Source organism: Bartonella sp. AU55XJBT (assembly GCF_028618525.1).
Genome location: NZ_JAQITC010000015.1, coordinates 21,863 through 41,504, shown reverse-complemented (window position 1 = coordinate 41,504; position 19,642 = coordinate 21,863). Strand labels below are relative to the sequence as shown.

Sequence of the window (19,642 nt, the reverse complement as noted above, 5' to 3'; positions counted from 1 at the left end):
CGACAATCAAGAGCTGTTTAGGATAGACTAAAATCCCAATGGTTAAAATAGCGATAATAACTCTACCTAAACAAATTATGAACTTCAGGAATGCGAGAAACTGCCCAATGGTAAAAACTTCCTTCCTGAGGTCCTTGCGTGGTCTTGGCCTTTCTGTGGATATGAAATCCTATCAAGCCTGAATCTGTAAGCGGTGTTATGCCAAAAGCTGGTTCAAAGATGTACTCAGTTTTTCGCCCAGTCCAATAATAAAAAGTTTCCTTTGCCTTTGCCTCGTGAAAAAAACCATATTGTTTTGCTAACCGTGAAATACCGTCATTGCCAAATATCGTAATGCCAAGATTTCCCAGTAAAATTGGTATCTTTTTTCTCTTTAACCAGAATGGTCTCCAAACACGACGCTTAAACCCAAGCCAATGAGGAATAATTTCTCTGCCTGCCCAATAATCTTCAAATACTCCTATAATAGGGTTATCTGGAGGAAAATAAAGAGCAGAAACGCCTACTATTCTCTTATTTTCTCTTGCCAACCAAACCTTATTTGCATCTGGATGAAACTGTTTAACGAGATAAACATCTGTATCTAACCACACACCTTGTTGATATTCCATCAGCATAACACGAAAAAAAAATCCGAGAACTGAACAATTGTACACCCTAGTTTATCAGCAAAAATGGGGATCAAGGCGATAAATTGCTGAACGTGATAAAATCGATTCGGCTTTATGCAACTCAACACCAGCAGAGAGATTGTCTATTTCTTTATCATAACTAAAAAGCTTAACGCGCTGTCCAGTTTTGACCATTGAGGACAAACAAAGCCTATCCACCAATCTTAACTGTCCACTATACCCAAAAGTACAAATATCCATCAATAATATATTAAAAATATTCCAAACTTACACGAAAAAGTTGTTCAACATCACGAACTCTATCAGCAAGAGCAAAAATCACTATTCTATCACCAGACAAAATACGCGTCTCTGCTGAGAGCTGTATAATTGTCTTATTACGATAAATTGCCCCAATTCTCAAACCATCTGATAAATTAAGCTCTGATAATGATTTACCAACCAATGAAGATGTTTGCATCACTTCGGCTTCAATAATTTCTGCTCGACCATTAAAAACTGAATGAACGGAACGAATACGTCCACGGCGCATTTGTTGCAAAATTTTTGATATTGTAACGCTATGGGGATTAAGATAGGCATCCACACCAACGGCGCGGCTAAACTCTTGGTAAGCAACATTATTAATCAACACCATATTAGCTTTACAGCCCAATCTTTTCGCAATGATAGCACTTAAGAGATTAACTTGATCCTGATTGGTCAACGTAATCATTAAATCGGCCTGATCAATTCCCGCATCTTGAAGAATCACTGGATCTAACACATTACCATATAAAACGGTTGTTTTTTCAAGCTGATCAGCAATTGTGAGGGCTCTTTCTCTCTGCGATTCTATAATCTTCAATTTTAATTTATGAAGACGTTTTTCAATCGCCTGAGCAACATAAAGACCAATGTGCCCGCCTCCAGCAATAATCATGCGGTGAGCATCTCGTTCTTTATGACCAAAAAGCCCAACAGCACGACGCATCTGCTCACGAGCAACAACAAGATAGGTTATATCACCAACGCGTAATTGCGTTTCTGAATGTGCAATCAATAATTCCGAGCCACGTTTAATAGCGGTAACCGTCGTGTGAAGATCTGGAAAAAGCTCTGTTAATTGACGCAAAGGTGTATTAATAACGGGACAATCTTCCATACACTCCAAAGCGAGCGCAACAATATCATCATTACAAAAATAAAGAACATCTATTGCACCAGGCAAAGCAATACGACGTAAAACCATTTCCCCGACTTCAACTTCTGGCGAAATAACCACATCAATGGGAATATTCTCTCTGGAAAAAAGCGTCTTATAGCGGGGTTCCAAATAAGATTGTGAGCGAATACGAGCAATTTTTGTGGGAACATCAAATAATGAATGAGCAACCTGACAAGCGACCATATTCACTTCATCAAACAAAGTGACAGCAATCAACATATCAGCTTTGTCTGCATCTGCAGCCAAAAGAACTTCAGGACGAGAACCGTGACCAACAAAACCTCTCACATCCAATGTATCGCGAATTTTTTCAATTAATCTGGTTTCAATATCAATAACAGTAACATCGTGATTTTCAGCAGCAAGACGCTCTGCTATTCCATAACCAACCTGTCCTGCACCGCAAATAATAACACGCATTGTTTTAAGAAACTCCAAGTGCTTTCAGCTTACGGTGTAAAGCTGAACGCTCCATGCCTATAAATTCAGCTGTACGCGATATGTTTCCACCCAAACGTCCAATCTGCGCCACTAAATATCTCTTTTCAAACAATTCTCGTGCTTCACGCAACGGTAAATCCATGATACTTTCATCCGAGTCCATTTGAAGACGTGGCAAAGGATCACTCACTTCACTGGGAAGAAAATCCGCTGTTATAGGACCATCACCATCCCGCACAAGAATAAGAAGACGCTCAATATTATTGCGTAATTGCCGTACATTACCCGGCCAAGCATGTGTTTGCAAAATAGCGATCACATCATCACTAATTTCACGTGGCTTAATTCCAACCTGCTGTGATATTGTTTTTACAAAATGATGCACAAGTTCTGGAATATCTTCACGACGGGCTGAAAGAGGCGGAACAGCAATAGGAACAACGGAAAGGCGGTGGAAAAGATCTTCTCTAAAACGTCCGTCAGAAATGAGGTTTTCAAGATTTTGCGCTGTTGAAGAAATGATACGAACATCCACCTTAACACGTTTTGTACCACCAACTCTCTCAAATGTCTGCCCCGTTAATACCCGAAGAATCTTACCTTGAGTTTCACGCGGCATATCAGCAATTTCATCAAGATAGAGTATTCCACCATGGGCTTCCTCTAAAGCACCGATCTTGCGCTCTCTTCCCTCCATTTCGCTGCCAAATAACTCTATTTCCATTCTGTCCGGTGTAATCGTCGCTGCATTTATTGTAACAAATGGCCCATTCGAACGTGTTGAGAGCGCATGAATCGTTCGGGCAACTGTCTCTTTTCCCGCCCCTGAAGGACCTGTTATCATAATGCGACTATTGGTTGGTGCTACTTTTTCTATGATGTGGCGCAAATTTCTTATAACCGTCGATTTTCCGAGCAACTCCAATGTCTCATTTGAACGTTTTCGCAATTCTGAAAGCTCACGTTTTAAATTTGAGTTTTCAAGTGTTCTTTCTGCAACCAATACAAGTCTATCAGCTTTAAAGGGTTTTTCAATAAAATCATAGGCCCCGCGCTTTATAGCTGAAACAGCCGTCTCAATATTACCATGACCAGAGATCATAACAACCGGAAGAGCTGGATATTGTGTCTTAATTTCATCAAGCAGAGCTAAACCATCGAGGCGACTCCCTTGTAACCAAATATCTAAAAAAATGAGTTTTGGAATACGCTCACTAATTTGCGCTAATGCTTCATCAGAGTTACAAGCAATACGCGTTTCATAACCTTCATCATCTAAAATACCAGCAACAAGCTCACGAATATCTGCTTCATCATCAACAATCAAGATATCTGATACCATACTATTCCCCTATCTTATGATTTATGGCTTGTATAATACTACCCTGCTTCCCCCCATCTGAGGGAAATATCAAACGGATCATCGCACCACGACCTTCATAAAAACTCTCCGGTGCATCATGAAGCTCCATGGAGCCTCCGTGATCTTCAATAACTTTGCGCACAATGGCTAGCCCGAGTCCTGTTCCTTTCTCCCGTGTTGTTATATAGGGTTCTAATAACTTTTGTCTTTGCTCTTTAGGAAGTCCTTTCCCGTTATCAACAACATCCACAATTACCCATTCTTCTTGACGGTAAGAACGGACAAGAATATGACCGTGAATATTTTCCTCTCGCATAACCGAATCTATGGATTCGCTCGCATTTTTGATAACGTTGCAAAAAGCCTGGACAATAAGACGATTATCAAATGCCCCCATAAGGGGGAGACTTCCTAAGTCTTGCTCAAAATAAATATCATGTCGCGTCACTTCTATCAAGAAACATGCTTCACGCAACAATTCACGTATATCTAAAACATGCATTTGTGGTTTGGGCATACGTGCAAAAGAAGAAAACTCATCAACCATACGCCCAATATCTCCAACTTGGCGAATAATTGTGTCAATACACCGCTCAAAAACCTCTCTATCTTGTATAATAACTTTGTTATAACGTTTACGAATACGTTCAGCCGATAACTGAATAGGTGTGAGAGGATTTTTAATTTCGTGTGCAATGCGCCGTGCAATATCCGCCCACGCCGCTGTACGTTGCGCTGCAACGAGGTCTGTAATATCATCAATTGTTAGAACCCAAGATTGCCCCTGTCCATCATCCTCTTCCATCGTAACTTGGACATTACAGACACGCTCTTTTCCTGCAACGTTTAAAGTAACCTGCTCACGATGATTTTTACGGTCCAATGAACGCGCTAACTGAAAAACCTGCCAAATTTCAGCACTTAAAGATAAAAGACTTTGTCCAACAACCTGTTCAGCACGAATATCAAACATCGTTTCAATAGACCGATTAATAATTGTAATATCACCATTATCATCGATACCTGCAACTCCCGCTGTTACACCCGATAACACAGCTTCAGAAAAACGCCGTCTCTCATCAATTTGATCACGTACTGCAATCAACTCATTGCGCCGACTTTTCAATTCACTGACCATATAATTAAAAGTTTTGGATAACTGCCCAATATCCCCATCTTTTGCTCGTACTGGGACGAAAATCTCCATATTCCCAGACGCAACATCATCAGCTGCACTAATGAGAAGACGAATAGGACGAACTAAGCGATCAGCAACAGCAATAGCTGCCCAAATAGCGGACAAGAATAAACTAAAAAAAAGACATAAATAAAGCATACCAAATGCAATTTGTGTCAACAGGCGGTTTTCATTTAAATCACGATAACGATCTGTATTAACTTCTGTCAAACGCAAAGCCGATAAAACGCCTTTATCAACGTCACGCACCAAATATAAAAATGTGTTTGGAATATTGTTAAATTTTAAAATAATACCAAAATAATCATGAACGCCTGGTTGAAAAGAAAAAGGCCTCGCGCTGGTTGCACGCTCGATAAGGTGCGAAGGAGGAATTGGTAGTTTATCCTCATCCCCAAGAGCACTTGATACAAAAATCGTTCCGCTAGAACTTAACAAAAATGCACCACGTAAATTGCGTCCTAGAGCATGACGCGTTAATTGCATCCGATATTCAGCTGGATTACGCTCTAAAAGTTTTTTGTTATCAAGTGCAAATGCCATCGCGTAGGATAAATTTTTTAAATTTTGAAGCATTTCATCTGCATAAGCATTTGCTAAATCAATAGAAGAACCTACAATTTGCCGCGTTGTGGTATCAAACCATCGATCAAGTCCTAAATTTAGTGCTGGACCCGATACAAGAGCGACAGCAACAGCTGGCATGGTCGCAACAAGTGCAAACAATGAAATAAGGCGCACATGAAGACGCGAGCCTGCACGCTTGGAACGCCAAGCTCGAATGATGGGAATCATCTCATAAAAAACGATGATAACAAGCCCTAAAACCCAAAAACTATTAATCCCTATAAGAATAAGGGTGACTGTTCTACTCGGAACAATAGGGGTCAATCCAATAAGAATAATAAACGAAATAGAGGCTGTAAATAAAGCCAATACAATAATTGCAATCCCTAAAAAGATATATACCTTGCTTAAACGATACAACTCATCGTTATAAGTATTTTTATCGATGTCTTGAGGATTCGTCACAGATGTTGCATTCATCATAAGCTTACAGACCCTTATCACATTATTCTCATATAATCTTTTGTGACAAAAATTGACAATGATAATACTCCATTTAAAATAGAGCAAATAAATATAATCAATAAGGAAGAACTTCTTCATTTTGCAAAATATCTTTAAAATAATCTGCGTTCGACGATACTTTACAAAGGAAACAAGATGCGATTAACAAAACAAACAAATTATGCTCTTCGAATGCTCATGTATTGTGCAGATAATCAGGGGTCACTCAGTCGTGTTCCAGAAATTGCTAAAACATATGCTGTTTCAGAACTTTTTTTATTTAAAATCCTTCAACCGCTTGTTCAAGCAGGTTTCATACAAACAGTGCGTGGACGCAATGGTGGTGTTAAATTGGCTAAACCCGCAGAAGAGATTTCTGTTGCTGATGTTTTGAAAGTAACAGAAGATAACTTTTCCCTAGCAGAATGTTTTGATAATGCAGAACCCAATTGTCCATTGATCGATTTTTGTGGTTTAAATATCGCACTTCAAAAAGCATTAAATGCTTTTTTTGAGGTGTTATCCGTGATATCCCTTGCTGATCTACAACGGCCATCCTTTCAAAATCATTTTAAAGTGAATAAATAATAAACTAAAGTTATAATATTAAGGAGATTCAGTATTTCTATTGCAGCAATCATATTAGCCGCTGGACGTGGTGAAAGAGCAGGATCTCCCCATGAAATTCCAAAACAATATCGGCTTCTAGGACAAAAGCCGATTATTTATCACACCGTACATTGTTTTTTGCAGCATCCAGCGATCACAACAATTATCCTCGTTATTCATCCAGAAGATCATCAAATCTGTGAACAAACACTCGCCGAATTTAAAGAACGCCTTATTATCGTTGAAGGGGGCAATACACGTCAAATCTCTACCTTACATGGACTTCAGGCACTTAAAAAATTCAATCCCCGATACGTGCATATTCATGATGGTGCACGTCCCTTTATCGAAAAGAATCTTCTTGATAACATTCATAACACTATCACGCCTGAAAAAGGCGTTCTTCCTGTTCTCCCCATTTCTGATACCCTTAAACGCGTCAATCATCAGCATGTTTTAGAAACAATTCCCCGTACCCATCTTTATAGTGCACAAACACCACAGTGTTTTCCCTTTGAACATATCTTAGCGGCCCATAAACAAGCAAAAAAAGTTTGTAAAGAAGACTTCACTGATGATTGTGCAATTGCCGAATGGTTTGGGATTCCTATGCTTACTGTTCTAGGTGATCCTCATAATATAAAAATTACATGGCACAAGGATTTTGATACCGCTCATTTATATCTCCAAAAAAAAATGCAAATGTTTCCTGATATCCGTACTGGCAATGGTTATGATGTTCATTCTTTCGAAAAAGGAGATTGTCTTATATTATGTGGTATAAAAATTCCTTTTCATAAAAAATTAAATGGACATTCCGATGCAGATGTTGCTCTTCATGCATTAACAGATGCTCTTCTTGCAACTCAAGGTGCAGGAGATATCGGTACACATTTTCCTCCCTCTGATCCTCAATGGAAAAATGTATCATCAGAAATTTTTCTTCGTCATGCTCTTGATATTGTTACACAAGCGGGCGGTCGTATTGCTAATGTGGATATCACCTTGATCGCTGAAGAACCTAAAATCGGCCCCTATCGTCAAACAATGATGGAAAATCTTATGCGCATCCTCACAATTTCATCCAATCGAATTTCCATCAAAGCAACAACAAACGAAAAGCTTGGATTTATTGGTCGTGGCGAAGGCATTGCAGCTTTGGCAACAGCGAGTATTCTTTATCCAGGAGAAATTCCCAAATGACATATTTTTGCGAAAAACAAGCGTGTGAAGTTCTTAATACCTGTCGCCAAAAGGGTTTACTTTTAACAACTGTAGAGTCTTGTACAGGAGGGCTCATTGCTGCAAGCCTCACAAATATTGCAGGATCATCAGATGTTCTCGATTGTGGATTTGTTGTTTATTCAAATGAATCTAAAACACGCCTTGTTAGCGTGTGCGCTGAACTTATAAAAAACTATGGTGCCGTTTCAAAAGAAGTTGCTCTTGCAATGGCTGAGGGTGGATTAAAACATTCACGAGCTGACATTGCAGTTTCTGTAACAGGAATTGCTGGTCCAGGAGGTGAAAGTCTGAACAAACCTGTAGGACTTGTGCATTTTGCCGTTGCTTATAAAAATCACTCCTCCCTGCACAAAGAAATGCACTTTGGTCATCTTGATCGTAAGACTATTCGCCATGCAACTGTTGAAAATGCTTTTCAAATGATTCTGGAGCGACTTCACTGAATTCCCATACCAATTTCAAAACTCTCTATTTTACATTGGAGTTCATAATCATCAACATCTTGCAAAAATAATTTATTGTCTCCCAACTTAAGAATGAAAGACCTGAATATCATAAGACTATCTCCAATCCTGTTTTATGATGAATCAAACAGATTTGGAAAGAGAGAAACCTAAAGTATTAAGAATTTTAATTCAAATAAAATAAATAACACTAAATTATCATTATAAATCAATATATTGTCTAATAATATTGTGATACTCTGTTTAAAAGATCTGCCCCTAAAAAAGAAAAAAATTATAAAGATGGGAAGCGATTTTCATCTTCACGCTTTTTAATATAAGTAAAACGTATTGTTAAAAAATCACAGAATAGACTACGTTACCGTAGAACCATAAATCTGATGGGCACGCTTCTCAAAAGCATCGGTAAATTTACGAAATGCAATATCAAACATGGAGCCCATCACACGTCCAAGTATTTTACTTTTAAACTCATAATCAATAAAAAACTCTACATTACATGCATTGGTGTTTTCAATATCATCAAAGGCCCAACGATTTTCAAGATATTTAAATGGACCATCAATATAATTAACCTCTATCAAACCTTTCTTTGGCTGAAGAAAAACTTGGGTCGTAAAAGTTTCTCGAATAATCTTATAGCCAACGGTCATATCTGCAAGAAGCAATGTTTTTTCTTCATATTCCTTGCGAGAACGTATTATTAAAGCCTCACACATGGGTAAAAACTCAGGATAACGTTCAATATCTGACACAAGATCAAACATTTCACGAGCACTATGGGCAACCTGCCGATGTATTGAAAAAGTTGGCATCATTATCTCTGTAAGAAAAATTTTTCATCACGCGCTTTTTGCAAAATAGCAAAATCATCTCCGGCATGATGAGATGAACGCGTCAGAGGATTAGAAGCCATATGTAAAAATCCCTTTACTTTACCAATTTTGGCAAAAGATTCAAACTCTTCAGGAGGCACAAAACGAACAACTGGATGATGTTTTCGCGTAGGCTGCAAATATTGTCCAATTGTCATAAAGTCCACATCAGCAGAGCGTAAATCATCCATTAATTGTAGAATTTCATTTCTCTCCTCCCCAAGACCAACCATAATTCCCGATTTTGTAAAAATTGTTGGATCCAATTCTTTAACGCGTTGCAACAAACGAATTGAATGAAAATAACGCGCACCCGGACGCACCGTCAAATATTTAGAAGGGACTGTTTCCAAGTTATGATTAAAAACATCAGGCTTAGCAGCAACAACAATTTCTAAAGCACCATCCTTATGACGAAAATCAGGTGTAAGAACTTCAATTGTCGTTTTAGGCGCTTTTCGACGAATCGCATAAATAACTTTTGCAAAATGCTCAGCACCACCATCAGCAAGATCATCACGATCAACAGATGTGATAACAACATGCTTTAATTCCATCCGTGCAACAGCATCAGCGACACGTTCTGGCTCGTTATCATCAACGGCAAGTGGAATACCTGTTGCAACGTTACAAAAAGCACACGCACGCGTACATATCTCACCTAAAATCATAAAGCTGGCATGCCGTTGGCTCCAACATTCGCCGATATTAGGGCAACCTGCTTCTTCACAGACAGTCACTAATTTATGGGTGCGTACAATACCATGCGTTTCCTTATAGATCGGCGATGTTGGCGCTTTTACACGAATCCAATCCGGCTTTTTCTGAACGCTTGTATCCGGACGATGGGCCTTTTCAGGATGACGCAAACGTCTATTCGTAACTCTATCAACAACCGTAACCATTTAAGCCTTTGCCTTATAAATACGAAGGAGTAATGAAAAATACAAAATCTTTCACACAAACCAAATCATCAAGCGTTTAAAACTTGACCATAAGCATCCAATACACTTTCTTTCATCATTTCCGATAAGGTCGGATGTGGAAAAACGGTATGCATCAATTCTTCCTCTGTTGTTTCAAGATTCATGGCAATAACAAATCCCTGTATCAATTCTGTTACCTCAGCCCCTACCATATGGGCGCCAAGAAGCTGTCCTGTTTTTTTATCAAAAATGGTTTTTACTAACCCCTGATCTTCACCCAAAGCAATCGCCTTGCCATTGGCGGAAAAAGAATAACGACCAATACGTATATCATACCCTGCTTCTTTTGCTGATGCTTCTGTAAGCCCTACAGATGCAACTTGCGGTGTGCAATAGGTGCACCCTGGAATTCTTTTCTTATCAAGCGGATGAATATTCTTTAAACCAGCAAGACGTTCAATACATATCACGCCTTCTTCTTCTGCTTTATGAGCTAACATAGGAGGACCTGCCACATCACCGATAGCGTAAATACCCGCAACCCCTGTCCAACTCCATTCATCGGTTACAATGCATCCACGATCGGTTTTTATACCCAACGCCTCTAACCCAAGATTCTCAATATTACCCTGCACTCCAACAGCTGAAATCACTCGATCAACCGTCATTGTCTCTATTTTTCCCTGAACATCAATATGTACAGTCACAGAATTGGAAGCTTTTTCAACCTTTGTGACTTTTGCTTGGCAAAGAATACGTAAACCTTTTTTCTCTAACTGTTTACGAGCAAATGTTGAAATTTCAATATCTTCAGCAGGCATGATATGAGGCATCATTTCAACGACAGTGACCTTTGCTCCCATATCATTATAAAAGGAAGCAAATTCAATACCAATTGCTCCAGACCCTATGACCAAAAGCGATTTTGGCATTGCTGTCGGTATCATAGCTTCAAAATAAGTCCAAATGAGCTTTCCATCTGGCTCAATACTAGGAAGGACACGAGGACGTGCTCCTGTTGCAATAATGATGTGCTTTGCTTGATAAGTCCCCTTCCCTAATGTTCCTTTAGGAACTGGATTTTGCGGTTGCATAACCGGTTTGGAGGATGAAGAAACCATAATTTCCGCAGGTTGACTTGCCTTCGCTGCTTTCATAAGCTTTGCTTCACCCCAGATAATATCAATTTTGTTTTTTTTCATTAAAAAATCAACACCAGCATTTAAACGGGATGAAACGCCGCGTGAACGTGTCACAACATCTTTGATGTTTGCTTCAATTGAACCATTAATTTTGAGTCCATACTCTTTCACATGTTCAGCAAAATGTTTTATTTCCGCCGAACGTAAAAGGGCCTTTGTTGGAATACACCCCCAATTTAAACAAATTCCTCCCAAATGCTCACGCTCAACAATCGCAGTCTTAAAGCCACATTGTGCTGCACGAATTGCGGTCACATATCCGCCTGGACCTGATCCAATCACAATTACATCATAAAGATTTGCCACAGTCATTCCTCCATGGATATATATAAAATGGATATGCACTTTTGAACTTAAGATTAAAAATCAACATCATAAAATCGGCTTAATGCTTTTTATTATACGCTTCACATCAATGCTTTACCCAAATCAGAAACAGCAATAACATTGCTTTTCAAACTTTTTAAATTTGCTTTCACTCTCTTAACACACCTTTTCATCATTTACGTAAAGAGCTGTCATTCAAACCAACATTGCTAATGGATTTTCAATTATCTTCTTAAAAGTTCGCGCCAGCTCTGCTGCTAAAGCGCCATCGACAGCACGATGATCGACAGAAAGCGTAACCGACATAACTGTCGCAACGGCTAATGCACCATTTTTAACAATGGCGCGTTGCTCTCCTGCACCAATCGCAAAAATCGTCGCATGGGGTGGGTTAAGGATAGCAGAGAAACTTTTCACACCATACATCCCCATATTTGATACAGCGGTCGTTCCCCCCTGATATTCTTCCATTTTTAATTTGCGCTCACGCGCACGCTTTGCAAAATCCTTCATCTCTTTGGAAATAAGCGATAACGGCTTTTCCTCTGCATGACGAATAATCGGCGTAATTAACCCATTGGGAACAGAAACAGCAACCCCAACATCACAATGTTTATGATGAAGCATTCCGCCTTCAAGCCAAGAGACATTCGCATCAGGAACCGCTTTCAAAGAAAGTGCAACCGCTTTGATCACCATATCATTAACAGAAAGCTTATAAGTAGGCTTAGCTTCTTCCAGTGTCTTAACCATTGGTGCTGCAGCATTCAATTGTGTCCGCAACGCCAATAACGCATCGAGCTCACAGTCTACGGTCACATAGAAATGTGGAATCCTTTGCTTTGATTCTACCAAACGTGTGGCGATCGTTTTACGCATATTATTATGGGGTGTGAAGATATATTCATCCTCTTTGAAGAGTTGCAATACCTGTTTGTCAGAATCACCTGCTGCAACCAGATCGCCGATTGATGACGAATAAGAAGCTTGAGAGATATCACCGCTCATAGCTTTTTCTACATCGCGCTTGATAATACGTCCATGGGGACCACTTCCAGAAATAAGGGATAAGTCAAGACCTGCCTGAGAAGCTAATCGCCGCGCTAAGGGAGAGGCAAAAAGACGAGCCTCCTCTTTATCTTGCTGTATTAATTGCTGAGTAGATGATTCATGAGACATCTTTGTCCCCTTTGAGTCCGTCTGTTTCAGAGAATCTGGTTGTTTTACACCCTCTGATTCTTGTCTTGTAGAAGAAGAGGTCTCTTCTGCAACTTTTGCAGCTTCAGCTAAATCTTCACCTTCTTCTGCTAAAACAACAATCAAAGAATTCACTTTAACGCCTTGTGTTCCGGCAGGAACAACAATTTTGGCTACTATACCTTCATCAACGGCCTCAACTTCCATCGTCGCTTTATCCGTTTCAATTTCAGCAATAACATCCCCAGAGGAAACCTTATCGCCTTCCTTAATATTCCATTTTGTTAAATTTCCCTCTTCCATTGTAGGGGAAAGCGCTGGCATCGTAATTTTAATAGGCATTGTGCTTTCCTCCGTTATGCTCTGTACGTCACAGCCTTAACAGCCTCAATAATTTCAGCAGTATCAGGCAAGGCCAACTTCTCAAGATTAGCCGCATAAGGCATCGGAACATCTTTACCAGAAATCGTCGCAATTGGTGCATCAAGATAGTCAAAAGCCTGTTGCATAACACGCGTTGCTATTTCAGTTCCGATAGATGACTGAGGAAACCCCTCTTCAACTGTTACCAAACGGCCCGTCTTTTTAACGGAAGAAAGAATTGTCGGAAGGTCCATCGGACGAATGGTTCGTAAATCAATTAACTCAACATCAATACCAAGCTTTTCAATTTCTGGTAATGCTTGAACAGCGTAATGCATACCAATCCCACAGGCAACAATCGTCACATCTTGTCCAGACTTATGAAGTCGTGCCCGACCAATAGGCAAAATAAAATCATCAAGTTGAGGAACCTCAAATTGATGCCCGTACAAAATTTCATTTTCAAGGAAAATAACAGGATTATCATCACGAATAGCCGCTTTTAGCAAACCTTTTGCATCTGCAGCACTATAAGGCATGATAACTTTTAAACCTGGAATATGACTATACCAAGCAGCATAGCATTGAGAATGTTGAGCACCAACACGAGCAGCCGCACCATTGGGACCACGGAAAACCATAGGAGCAGTCATTTGTCCACCAGACATATAACGTGTTTTTGCTGCTGAGTTAATAATTTGATCCATCGCTTGCATGGCAAAATTAAAGGTCATAAACTCGACAATAGGACGTAACCCTCCAAAAGCAGCTCCAACAGCCAGTCCAGCAAAACCATGTTCTGTAATTGGGGTATCAATAACGCGCCGTTCCCCGAATTCTTCCAACAAACCTTGGCTAACCTTATAGGCTCCTTGATATTGCGCAACTTCTTCCCCCATGAGAAAAACCTTTTCATCACGCCGCATTTCTTCAGCCAAAGCCTGATTAAGCGCTTCACGAACTGTCATTGTCACCATTTCTGTTCCCGCTGGAATATCAAAATCAGGAGGCGGCGCAAAAGCAAGAGACTGCGGAACTGATGAAGGAAGAGAAGGAGAAGACCCTTCGGGCTTTTGTGCTGTATTGGTAGGGTGCGAAATATCTTCAGCATGCTCACCTTCTTCTAACAAAACCGCAATAATACTATTAACCTTTACACCTTCAGAACCTTCAGGCACAAAAATTTTACCAAGAGTGCCTTCATCAACAGCCTCTACTTCCATTGTCGCCTTATCCGTTTCAATTTCAGCAATAACATCGCCAGAGCTAACTTTATCACCTTCTTTCTTGAGCCATTTAGACAATTTACCTTCTTCCATAGTTGGTGAAAGCGCCGGCATCAAAATATCAATAGACATACTTGCTTCCCTCGCATCAAACTAAAATATCCGTATAGAGCTCAGAAGCATCTGGCTCTTGATCACTTTGTGCAAAATCTGCCGCATCAGCAACAATGGCACGAACTTCTTTCTCAATAGACTTTAAATCGTCTTCACTCGCCCAATTTTGTTTAAGAATCCGACTTTTTACTTGATCAATCGGATCGTGTTCCTCTTTTATTTTTTGGACTTCTTCTTTAGAGCGATATTTTGCTGGATCAGACATGGAATGACCACGATAGCGATAGGTCTGCATATCAAGAATGATGGGCCCTTTCCCCGAACGAGCCCAAGAAATTGCTTCATCAGCAGCTCCTTTTACGGAGCGAACATCCATACCGTCAACAACAATACCTGGAATTTCAAAAGAAAGACCGCGGCGAGAAAAATCAGTTTCTGCAGATGCCCGTGAAACGGATGTTCCCATAGCATACTGATTGTTTTCAATAATATAAATAACGGGCAGCTTCCAAAGTGAAGCCATATTAAAACTTTCGTAAACCTGCCCTTGATTTGCAGCGCCATCACCAAAATAAACCAATGTCACATTATCTTTACCAAGATATTGATTCGAAAATGCCAAGCCTGAACCTATGGGAACCTGTGCACCAACAATACCATGCCCACCATAAAAATTCTTTTCTTTAGAGAACATATGCATCGAGCCACCTTTGCCTTTGGAAAATCCCCCCTGGCGTCCCGTTAATTCTGCCATGACACCTCGCGGACTCATCCCAACAGCTAACATATGGCCATGATCACGGTAAGACGTAATAACTTGATCACCTTCTTTTGTTGCCTTTAATGTTCCAATAACAACAGCTTCCTGTCCAATATAAAGATGACAAAATCCCCCAATAAGCCCCATACCATAAAGTTGTCCTGCTTTTTCTTCAAAACGGCGAATTAAAAGCATTTCACGATAGGCATCAATTTCTTCCTCTTTTGTAAAATCTGCTATTGGTGCTTTCTTTGTGGTGCTTGATAATGCAGTGTGCGCCACCGACGCAGAATTTTTTTTAAGTCGTTCTGCCATATTAAACTCCCTTTTATGATTATTTAGGAATAACCTTTACGAACAAAAGTTACAAGCCTTATCAATCGGCTCAAACAATATCATTGCTGATTGTCGCTTAAATTAAGCGATTTTTCATTTACCTTTGGTATCATTTTAAGGCATTAAGACTGTCAATTCATTTGGCTTAGAAAAATTTAAATTCTTTCGGACATACTCATCCAACATATCCTTTTCAATATGTCCATTGCGTAAAAGAGAAATACGCTTTTCAATGAACCACCGCTCAGCTTCTATTTTATGAAGCTCCTTTTCTAATTCGCTAATATATTGATTAACTTCACTGCGTGAATATAATCCATACTCACCATGATAAATATGATAGCTGAAATAGCTTAAAACGCCCACCGTCATAAGAGGTAGTACAAAACGCACTTTGATTGATCGACGTTTCTGCTTTGTCCACATAAAATAGCACAGTCTCTACAGCAAAAATTTCTTCATATTCCGCCTAACTATGCACGATTTTGATTAACACCTCATTACTTAATCTACACACGCAAACAATTTGTTATCACCAATTTATCCCCCCCCTTAAAATAATCAAAGTAAGCTGAATGCCTCATTTTCCATATTATAAATCGGATATTTACTAACTTGTGATTTTACACCCATCTTTGTCCTTAAAACTTCCTATTAAAATGACTATAAAATCAATCAATACCCAAGGTATAATTATAAAAATAATCCCTAGAAGCCCAAACCCCAAAAATGGTATAGTTATTATACTTAGTATAGTTATAAGAAGCATTATAATGCCTGTTACAATTTTACCAACCATAAAACGATGAATTCCTAATCCACCTAGAAAAAGACAAACGACCGCTAACGTCACTTTTGATTGTTGAGACTGCCCTGCTGACAAGATAGGGAAAACAGATTTAATGGTATCTCCTTCACAGACAAAATCAACCATATCACCAACCTTCGGCGGCGTTTTTCCTGACCAATCCCAATTCGCAAACTGATAACGCTTACCATCAGCCCCTGAAATGAAATATGTTCCCTGATCCTGACTAATAATCTTACCTTTCATCTTCACCACCTATAAAATTGTTATTCATAAAGAAGTTTTTCTTCTAATATGATCATATGTTAGATAAATCTCACTGCATGAGTACGATCTGCACTCACCGTGATTATGACAATTTAAAAAGCTTAAAATCCCCCAACAACTTAAAATTCCCGCCAATTATAAGTGGCAATACAAAGCACGCTGTTCGATTTGCACTTTTACTTTTTTTCATATGAAATAGTACAGTCTTTTTCAATAGTTTTATTTAAATATTTATAATTTTATTTAATATTTAACAGTTAAAAACATAGACTAAAATAATTCACATTATTAAATTAATTTATTTATAATAATAAATAAAGTATTTATTTATATATAATTTTATATGATTGCTATAACTTGGTAATTTTATTACCATCTCCATCTTTAAAAGATCCAGATAAAATAACTACAAAATCAATAAATGACCACAGTAAATTGATAAAAAATCCTATAACTGTTATATTTATAAGAAGCATTACGAGCCCCGTTCCAACTTTGCCAGCCATAAAGCGATGAATACCCAACCACCCCAAAAAAAAACAAATAACTGCCAGACCTAGTCTTGTTTGCTCTGATTCTTTTCGACTCAAGAGAGGGAGAACAGATTTAACAATATTATCTTCATATACAAAATCAACAACATCCCCTATCTTTGGTGTTTTTTTTCCTAACCAATTCCAATCCGCAAATTGATAACGCTTACCGTCATCTCCCGAAACGAGATAATCTCCTTGATCCTGACCAATAATCTTACCTTTCATCCTTGCCCACCTATAAAGCTGCTCCTCATGTGTTCTTCATGAAGAAATTATTCTAATTTGATGATATATCGATTAACCTCACGACATAAATAAAATTTGTAGCAGCCGTGATAAACGTGAAATTAAAATAGCTTAGAGCCCCCCCCCCAATGGTCTAATGTTTTCAGCTGTTATAAGCAGAAATACAAAACATACCTTAGTTGATTTACGTCGTTTTTTTACTCATATAAAATAGCACAGTCTTTTTCAATACTTTTACTTGACTGTGCATATTTTTCTTAAAATCTCACATTAAAGAAATAGAGTACAAGAATTTGGCATGATGAACTTAATATATTGGTCAAAATAAAAAGCAAACTAAATTATCTACTTCTTATTATAAATATAAAAAATTTACAGATCTGTAATCTGATTCCCATTTTTATCCGTAAATTTTCCAGCAAGAATGAGTATGAAATCAACAATTGCCCAAATACCAGTAATCATCAATCCAACAACAGATAAAGATAACACAAGCATTAAAACACCCGTCCGAACTCTCCCAACCATAAAACGATGGACACCAAAAATACCCGCACACCAACAAAGGAGTGCAAACATTATCCTTGAGTTCTCTGTATCTGGTCTCAACAATGGAAAAACAGAACTGACCACACCTCCTTCACAGAGAAAATCAACGGTATCACCAAGCCTTGGCGGTTTCTTTCCCAACCAATCCCAAGTCGCAAACTGATAACGCTTACCATCATCACCAGAAACGAGATATGTTCCTTGATCTTGACTAATAATTATACCTCTCATCTTAATCCCTATAAATTTAAATACCTATAAAATAATTGCTCTATGCCTTTGATAAGACAGCTCAATTTCATGATCTAAATGATCTTATACTTTCATATTTCGTGCTCACAACAATCAACGATATACATCACCAGCATAACGTGCTTGAACCCCTAGCATTTCTTCAATACGAATAAGTTGATTGTATTTTGCTAATCTATCCGAACGTGCCAGAGAACCTGTTTTAATTTGTCCACAATTCGTTGCAACCGCAAGATCTGCTATGAAAGAATCCTCTGTTTCGCCTGAGCGATGAGATATAATGGCACGATAACCCGCTTTATGTGCTGTTTCTACAGCATCAAGTGTTTCACTCAATGTCCCAATTTGATTAACTTTTATGAGAATAGAATTGCCTATCCCCATCTTGATACCCTCACGCAAACGCGCTGAATTTGTTACAAATAAATCATCGCCCACAAGCTGACATTTTTCTCCAATTGTATCAGTGAAGAGCTTCCAACCTTCCCAATCATCCTCTGCCATTCCATCTTCAATGGTAACGATAGGATAACTTTTCACAAGGTGCGCCAGATAATCTACCTGTTCTTGGATGTCACGACATTTTCCCTCACCTTTATAGAAATATGAACCATTTTTATAAAATTCAGTGGAAGCACAATCTAAACCAAGTGCAATTTGCTCACCTGGTTTGTAACCACATGTTATGATTGATTCCATAATAAAATCAATTGCTTGATCTGCACTTTTAAATTGAGGTGCAAAACCACCTTCATCACCAACATTGGTATTATAACCTGCATCTTTTAAACGCTTTTTCAACGTATGAAAAATTTCAGCACCATAACGGATGGCTTCTTTCACGGTAGAAGCTCCTACCGGAATAATCATAAACTCTTGAAAATCAATCAAGTTATCAGCATGAACGCCACCATTAATAATATTCATCATAGGTGTTGGAAGAATATGCGCTTGCGGTCCACCAATATAACGATACAAAGGTAAATTTAATGAGTTCGCGGTGGCTCTTGCAACAGCCAATGAAACACCAAGAAGTGCATTGGCACCAAGACGGGCTTTGTTTGGCGTTCCATCCAAAGCAATCATTGCTTGATCAATAGCGATTTGGTCTCTGGCATCCCGCCCACCAAGTTCTTCAAGAATTTCGCCATTGACTGCAGCAACCGCTTTTTCAACACCTTTTCCTTGATAACGTGGACCACCATCACGAAGCTCTACAGCCTCATGTGCCCCCGTTGAAGCTCCTGAGGGAACCAGCGCGCGACCAAAAGCGCCATTTTCTAAATGAACATCAACTTCTACCGTCGGATTACCACGGCTATCAAGAACTTCACGTCCAATGATATCAACAATGACCGTCATCTATGTTTCCCTATCCAATAAAAGTCGCGATTCATTTCTAATGTCCTGTTCATGAAATACTTCTCT

17 protein-coding genes and 1 pseudogene are annotated in these 19,642 nt (G+C 38.9%); 3 read left to right on the top strand and 15 right to left on the bottom strand.

Going from position 1 to position 19,642, the window contains the following annotated elements; all coding sequences use genetic code 11:
* Positions 1–62 precede the first annotated feature (62 nt).
* The 4 genes and pseudogenes from PVV70_RS08175 to PVV70_RS08160 form a co-directional block, all read right to left on the bottom strand.
* A pseudogene (locus tag PVV70_RS08175) lies at positions 63–872 on the bottom strand (hypothetical protein).
* A 10-nt stretch (positions 873–882) separates the two neighbouring features.
* Positions 883–2,259 (bottom strand): Trk system potassium transporter TrkA, encoded by a 1,377-nt coding sequence (trkA, locus tag PVV70_RS08170; protein ID WP_273758770.1) that lies wholly within the window; start codon positions 2,257–2,259, stop codon positions 883–885.
* A 4-nt stretch (positions 2,260–2,263) separates the two neighbouring features.
* The gene (locus PVV70_RS08165; protein WP_273758768.1) at positions 2,264–3,622 is read right to left on the bottom strand and encodes a sigma-54 dependent transcriptional regulator; all 1,359 of its coding nucleotides are present in this window, start codon (positions 3,620–3,622) and stop codon (positions 2,264–2,266) included.
* Between the two features lies 1 nt (position 3,623).
* Complete coding sequence (locus PVV70_RS08160; RefSeq protein ID WP_273758789.1) at positions 3,624–5,888, bottom strand: PAS domain-containing sensor histidine kinase; 2,265 nt, start codon at positions 5,886–5,888, stop codon at positions 3,624–3,626.
* A gap of 180 nt (positions 5,889–6,068) precedes the next feature.
* Between PVV70_RS08160 and rirA the strand changes: the two genes are divergently transcribed.
* The 3 genes from rirA to PVV70_RS08145 are packed head-to-tail and all read left to right on the top strand — an operon-like array spanning position 6,069 to position 8,209.
* On the top strand, positions 6,069–6,500 hold the full coding sequence (gene rirA / locus PVV70_RS08155) for an iron-responsive transcriptional regulator RirA (protein ID WP_273758766.1): 432 nt from the start codon (positions 6,069–6,071) through the stop codon (positions 6,498–6,500).
* 33 nt (positions 6,501–6,533) lie between these two features.
* The gene (locus PVV70_RS08150) at positions 6,534–7,724 is read left to right on the top strand and encodes a bifunctional 2-C-methyl-D-erythritol 4-phosphate cytidylyltransferase/2-C-methyl-D-erythritol 2,4-cyclodiphosphate synthase (RefSeq protein WP_273758788.1); all 1,191 of its coding nucleotides are present in this window, start codon (positions 6,534–6,536) and stop codon (positions 7,722–7,724) included.
* Entirely contained in the window at positions 7,721–8,209 is a 489-nt protein-coding gene (locus PVV70_RS08145) for a CinA family protein (RefSeq protein WP_273758765.1), read from the top strand. Before PVV70_RS08150 ends, PVV70_RS08145 begins: the two co-directional genes overlap by 4 nt.
* Positions 8,210–8,583: 374 nt before the next feature.
* Here the strand turns inward: PVV70_RS08145 and PVV70_RS08140 are convergent, their stop codons facing one another.
* From PVV70_RS08140 to eno, 11 genes are all read right to left on the bottom strand, one after another.
* On the bottom strand, positions 8,584–9,045 hold the full coding sequence (locus PVV70_RS08140; protein WP_273758787.1) for a type II toxin-antitoxin system RatA family toxin: 462 nt from the start codon (positions 9,043–9,045) through the stop codon (positions 8,584–8,586).
* A 2-nt stretch (positions 9,046–9,047) separates the two neighbouring features.
* On the bottom strand, positions 9,048–10,010 hold the full coding sequence (gene lipA / locus PVV70_RS08135; RefSeq protein WP_273758764.1) for a lipoyl synthase: 963 nt from the start codon (positions 10,008–10,010) through the stop codon (positions 9,048–9,050).
* 68 nt (positions 10,011–10,078) lie between these two features.
* Positions 10,079–11,539, bottom strand: a complete 1,461-nt coding sequence (lpdA, locus tag PVV70_RS08130) for a dihydrolipoyl dehydrogenase (RefSeq protein ID WP_273758763.1) — start codon at positions 11,537–11,539, stop codon at positions 10,079–10,081.
* A 216-nt stretch (positions 11,540–11,755) separates the two neighbouring features.
* On the bottom strand, positions 11,756–13,099 hold the full coding sequence (locus PVV70_RS08125; RefSeq protein WP_273758762.1) for a pyruvate dehydrogenase complex dihydrolipoamide acetyltransferase: 1,344 nt from the start codon (positions 13,097–13,099) through the stop codon (positions 11,756–11,758).
* A gap of 14 nt (positions 13,100–13,113) precedes the next feature.
* The gene (locus PVV70_RS08120; RefSeq protein WP_273758761.1) at positions 13,114–14,478 is read right to left on the bottom strand and encodes a pyruvate dehydrogenase complex E1 component subunit beta; all 1,365 of its coding nucleotides are present in this window, start codon (positions 14,476–14,478) and stop codon (positions 13,114–13,116) included.
* Between the two features lie 16 nt (positions 14,479–14,494).
* Positions 14,495–15,535 carry a pyruvate dehydrogenase (acetyl-transferring) E1 component subunit alpha gene (gene pdhA, locus PVV70_RS08115; protein ID WP_273758759.1) on the bottom strand — a complete coding sequence of 347 codons (1,041 nt, stop codon included), beginning with the start codon at positions 15,533–15,535 and terminating at the stop codon, positions 14,495–14,497.
* A 135-nt stretch (positions 15,536–15,670) separates the two neighbouring features.
* Complete coding sequence (locus PVV70_RS08110) at positions 15,671–15,982, bottom strand: septum formation initiator family protein (protein ID WP_273758758.1); 312 nt, start codon at positions 15,980–15,982, stop codon at positions 15,671–15,673.
* Between the two features lie 184 nt (positions 15,983–16,166).
* Entirely contained in the window at positions 16,167–16,610 is a 444-nt protein-coding gene (locus tag PVV70_RS08105; RefSeq protein ID WP_273758786.1) for a TM2 domain-containing protein, read from the bottom strand.
* 371 nt (positions 16,611–16,981) lie between these two features.
* Positions 16,982–17,392 (bottom strand): TM2 domain-containing protein, encoded by a 411-nt coding sequence (locus PVV70_RS08100; protein WP_273758757.1) that lies wholly within the window; start codon positions 17,390–17,392, stop codon positions 16,982–16,984.
* A gap of 393 nt (positions 17,393–17,785) precedes the next feature.
* The gene (locus PVV70_RS08095; RefSeq protein ID WP_273758755.1) at positions 17,786–18,193 is read right to left on the bottom strand and encodes a TM2 domain-containing protein; all 408 of its coding nucleotides are present in this window, start codon (positions 18,191–18,193) and stop codon (positions 17,786–17,788) included.
* Positions 18,194–18,307: 114 nt separating this feature from the next.
* Positions 18,308–19,576: a phosphopyruvate hydratase gene (gene eno / locus PVV70_RS08090; RefSeq protein WP_273758753.1), complete on the bottom strand. Its 1,269-nt coding sequence runs from the start codon at positions 19,574–19,576 to the stop codon at positions 18,308–18,310.
* Positions 19,577–19,642: the final 66 nt, after the last annotated feature.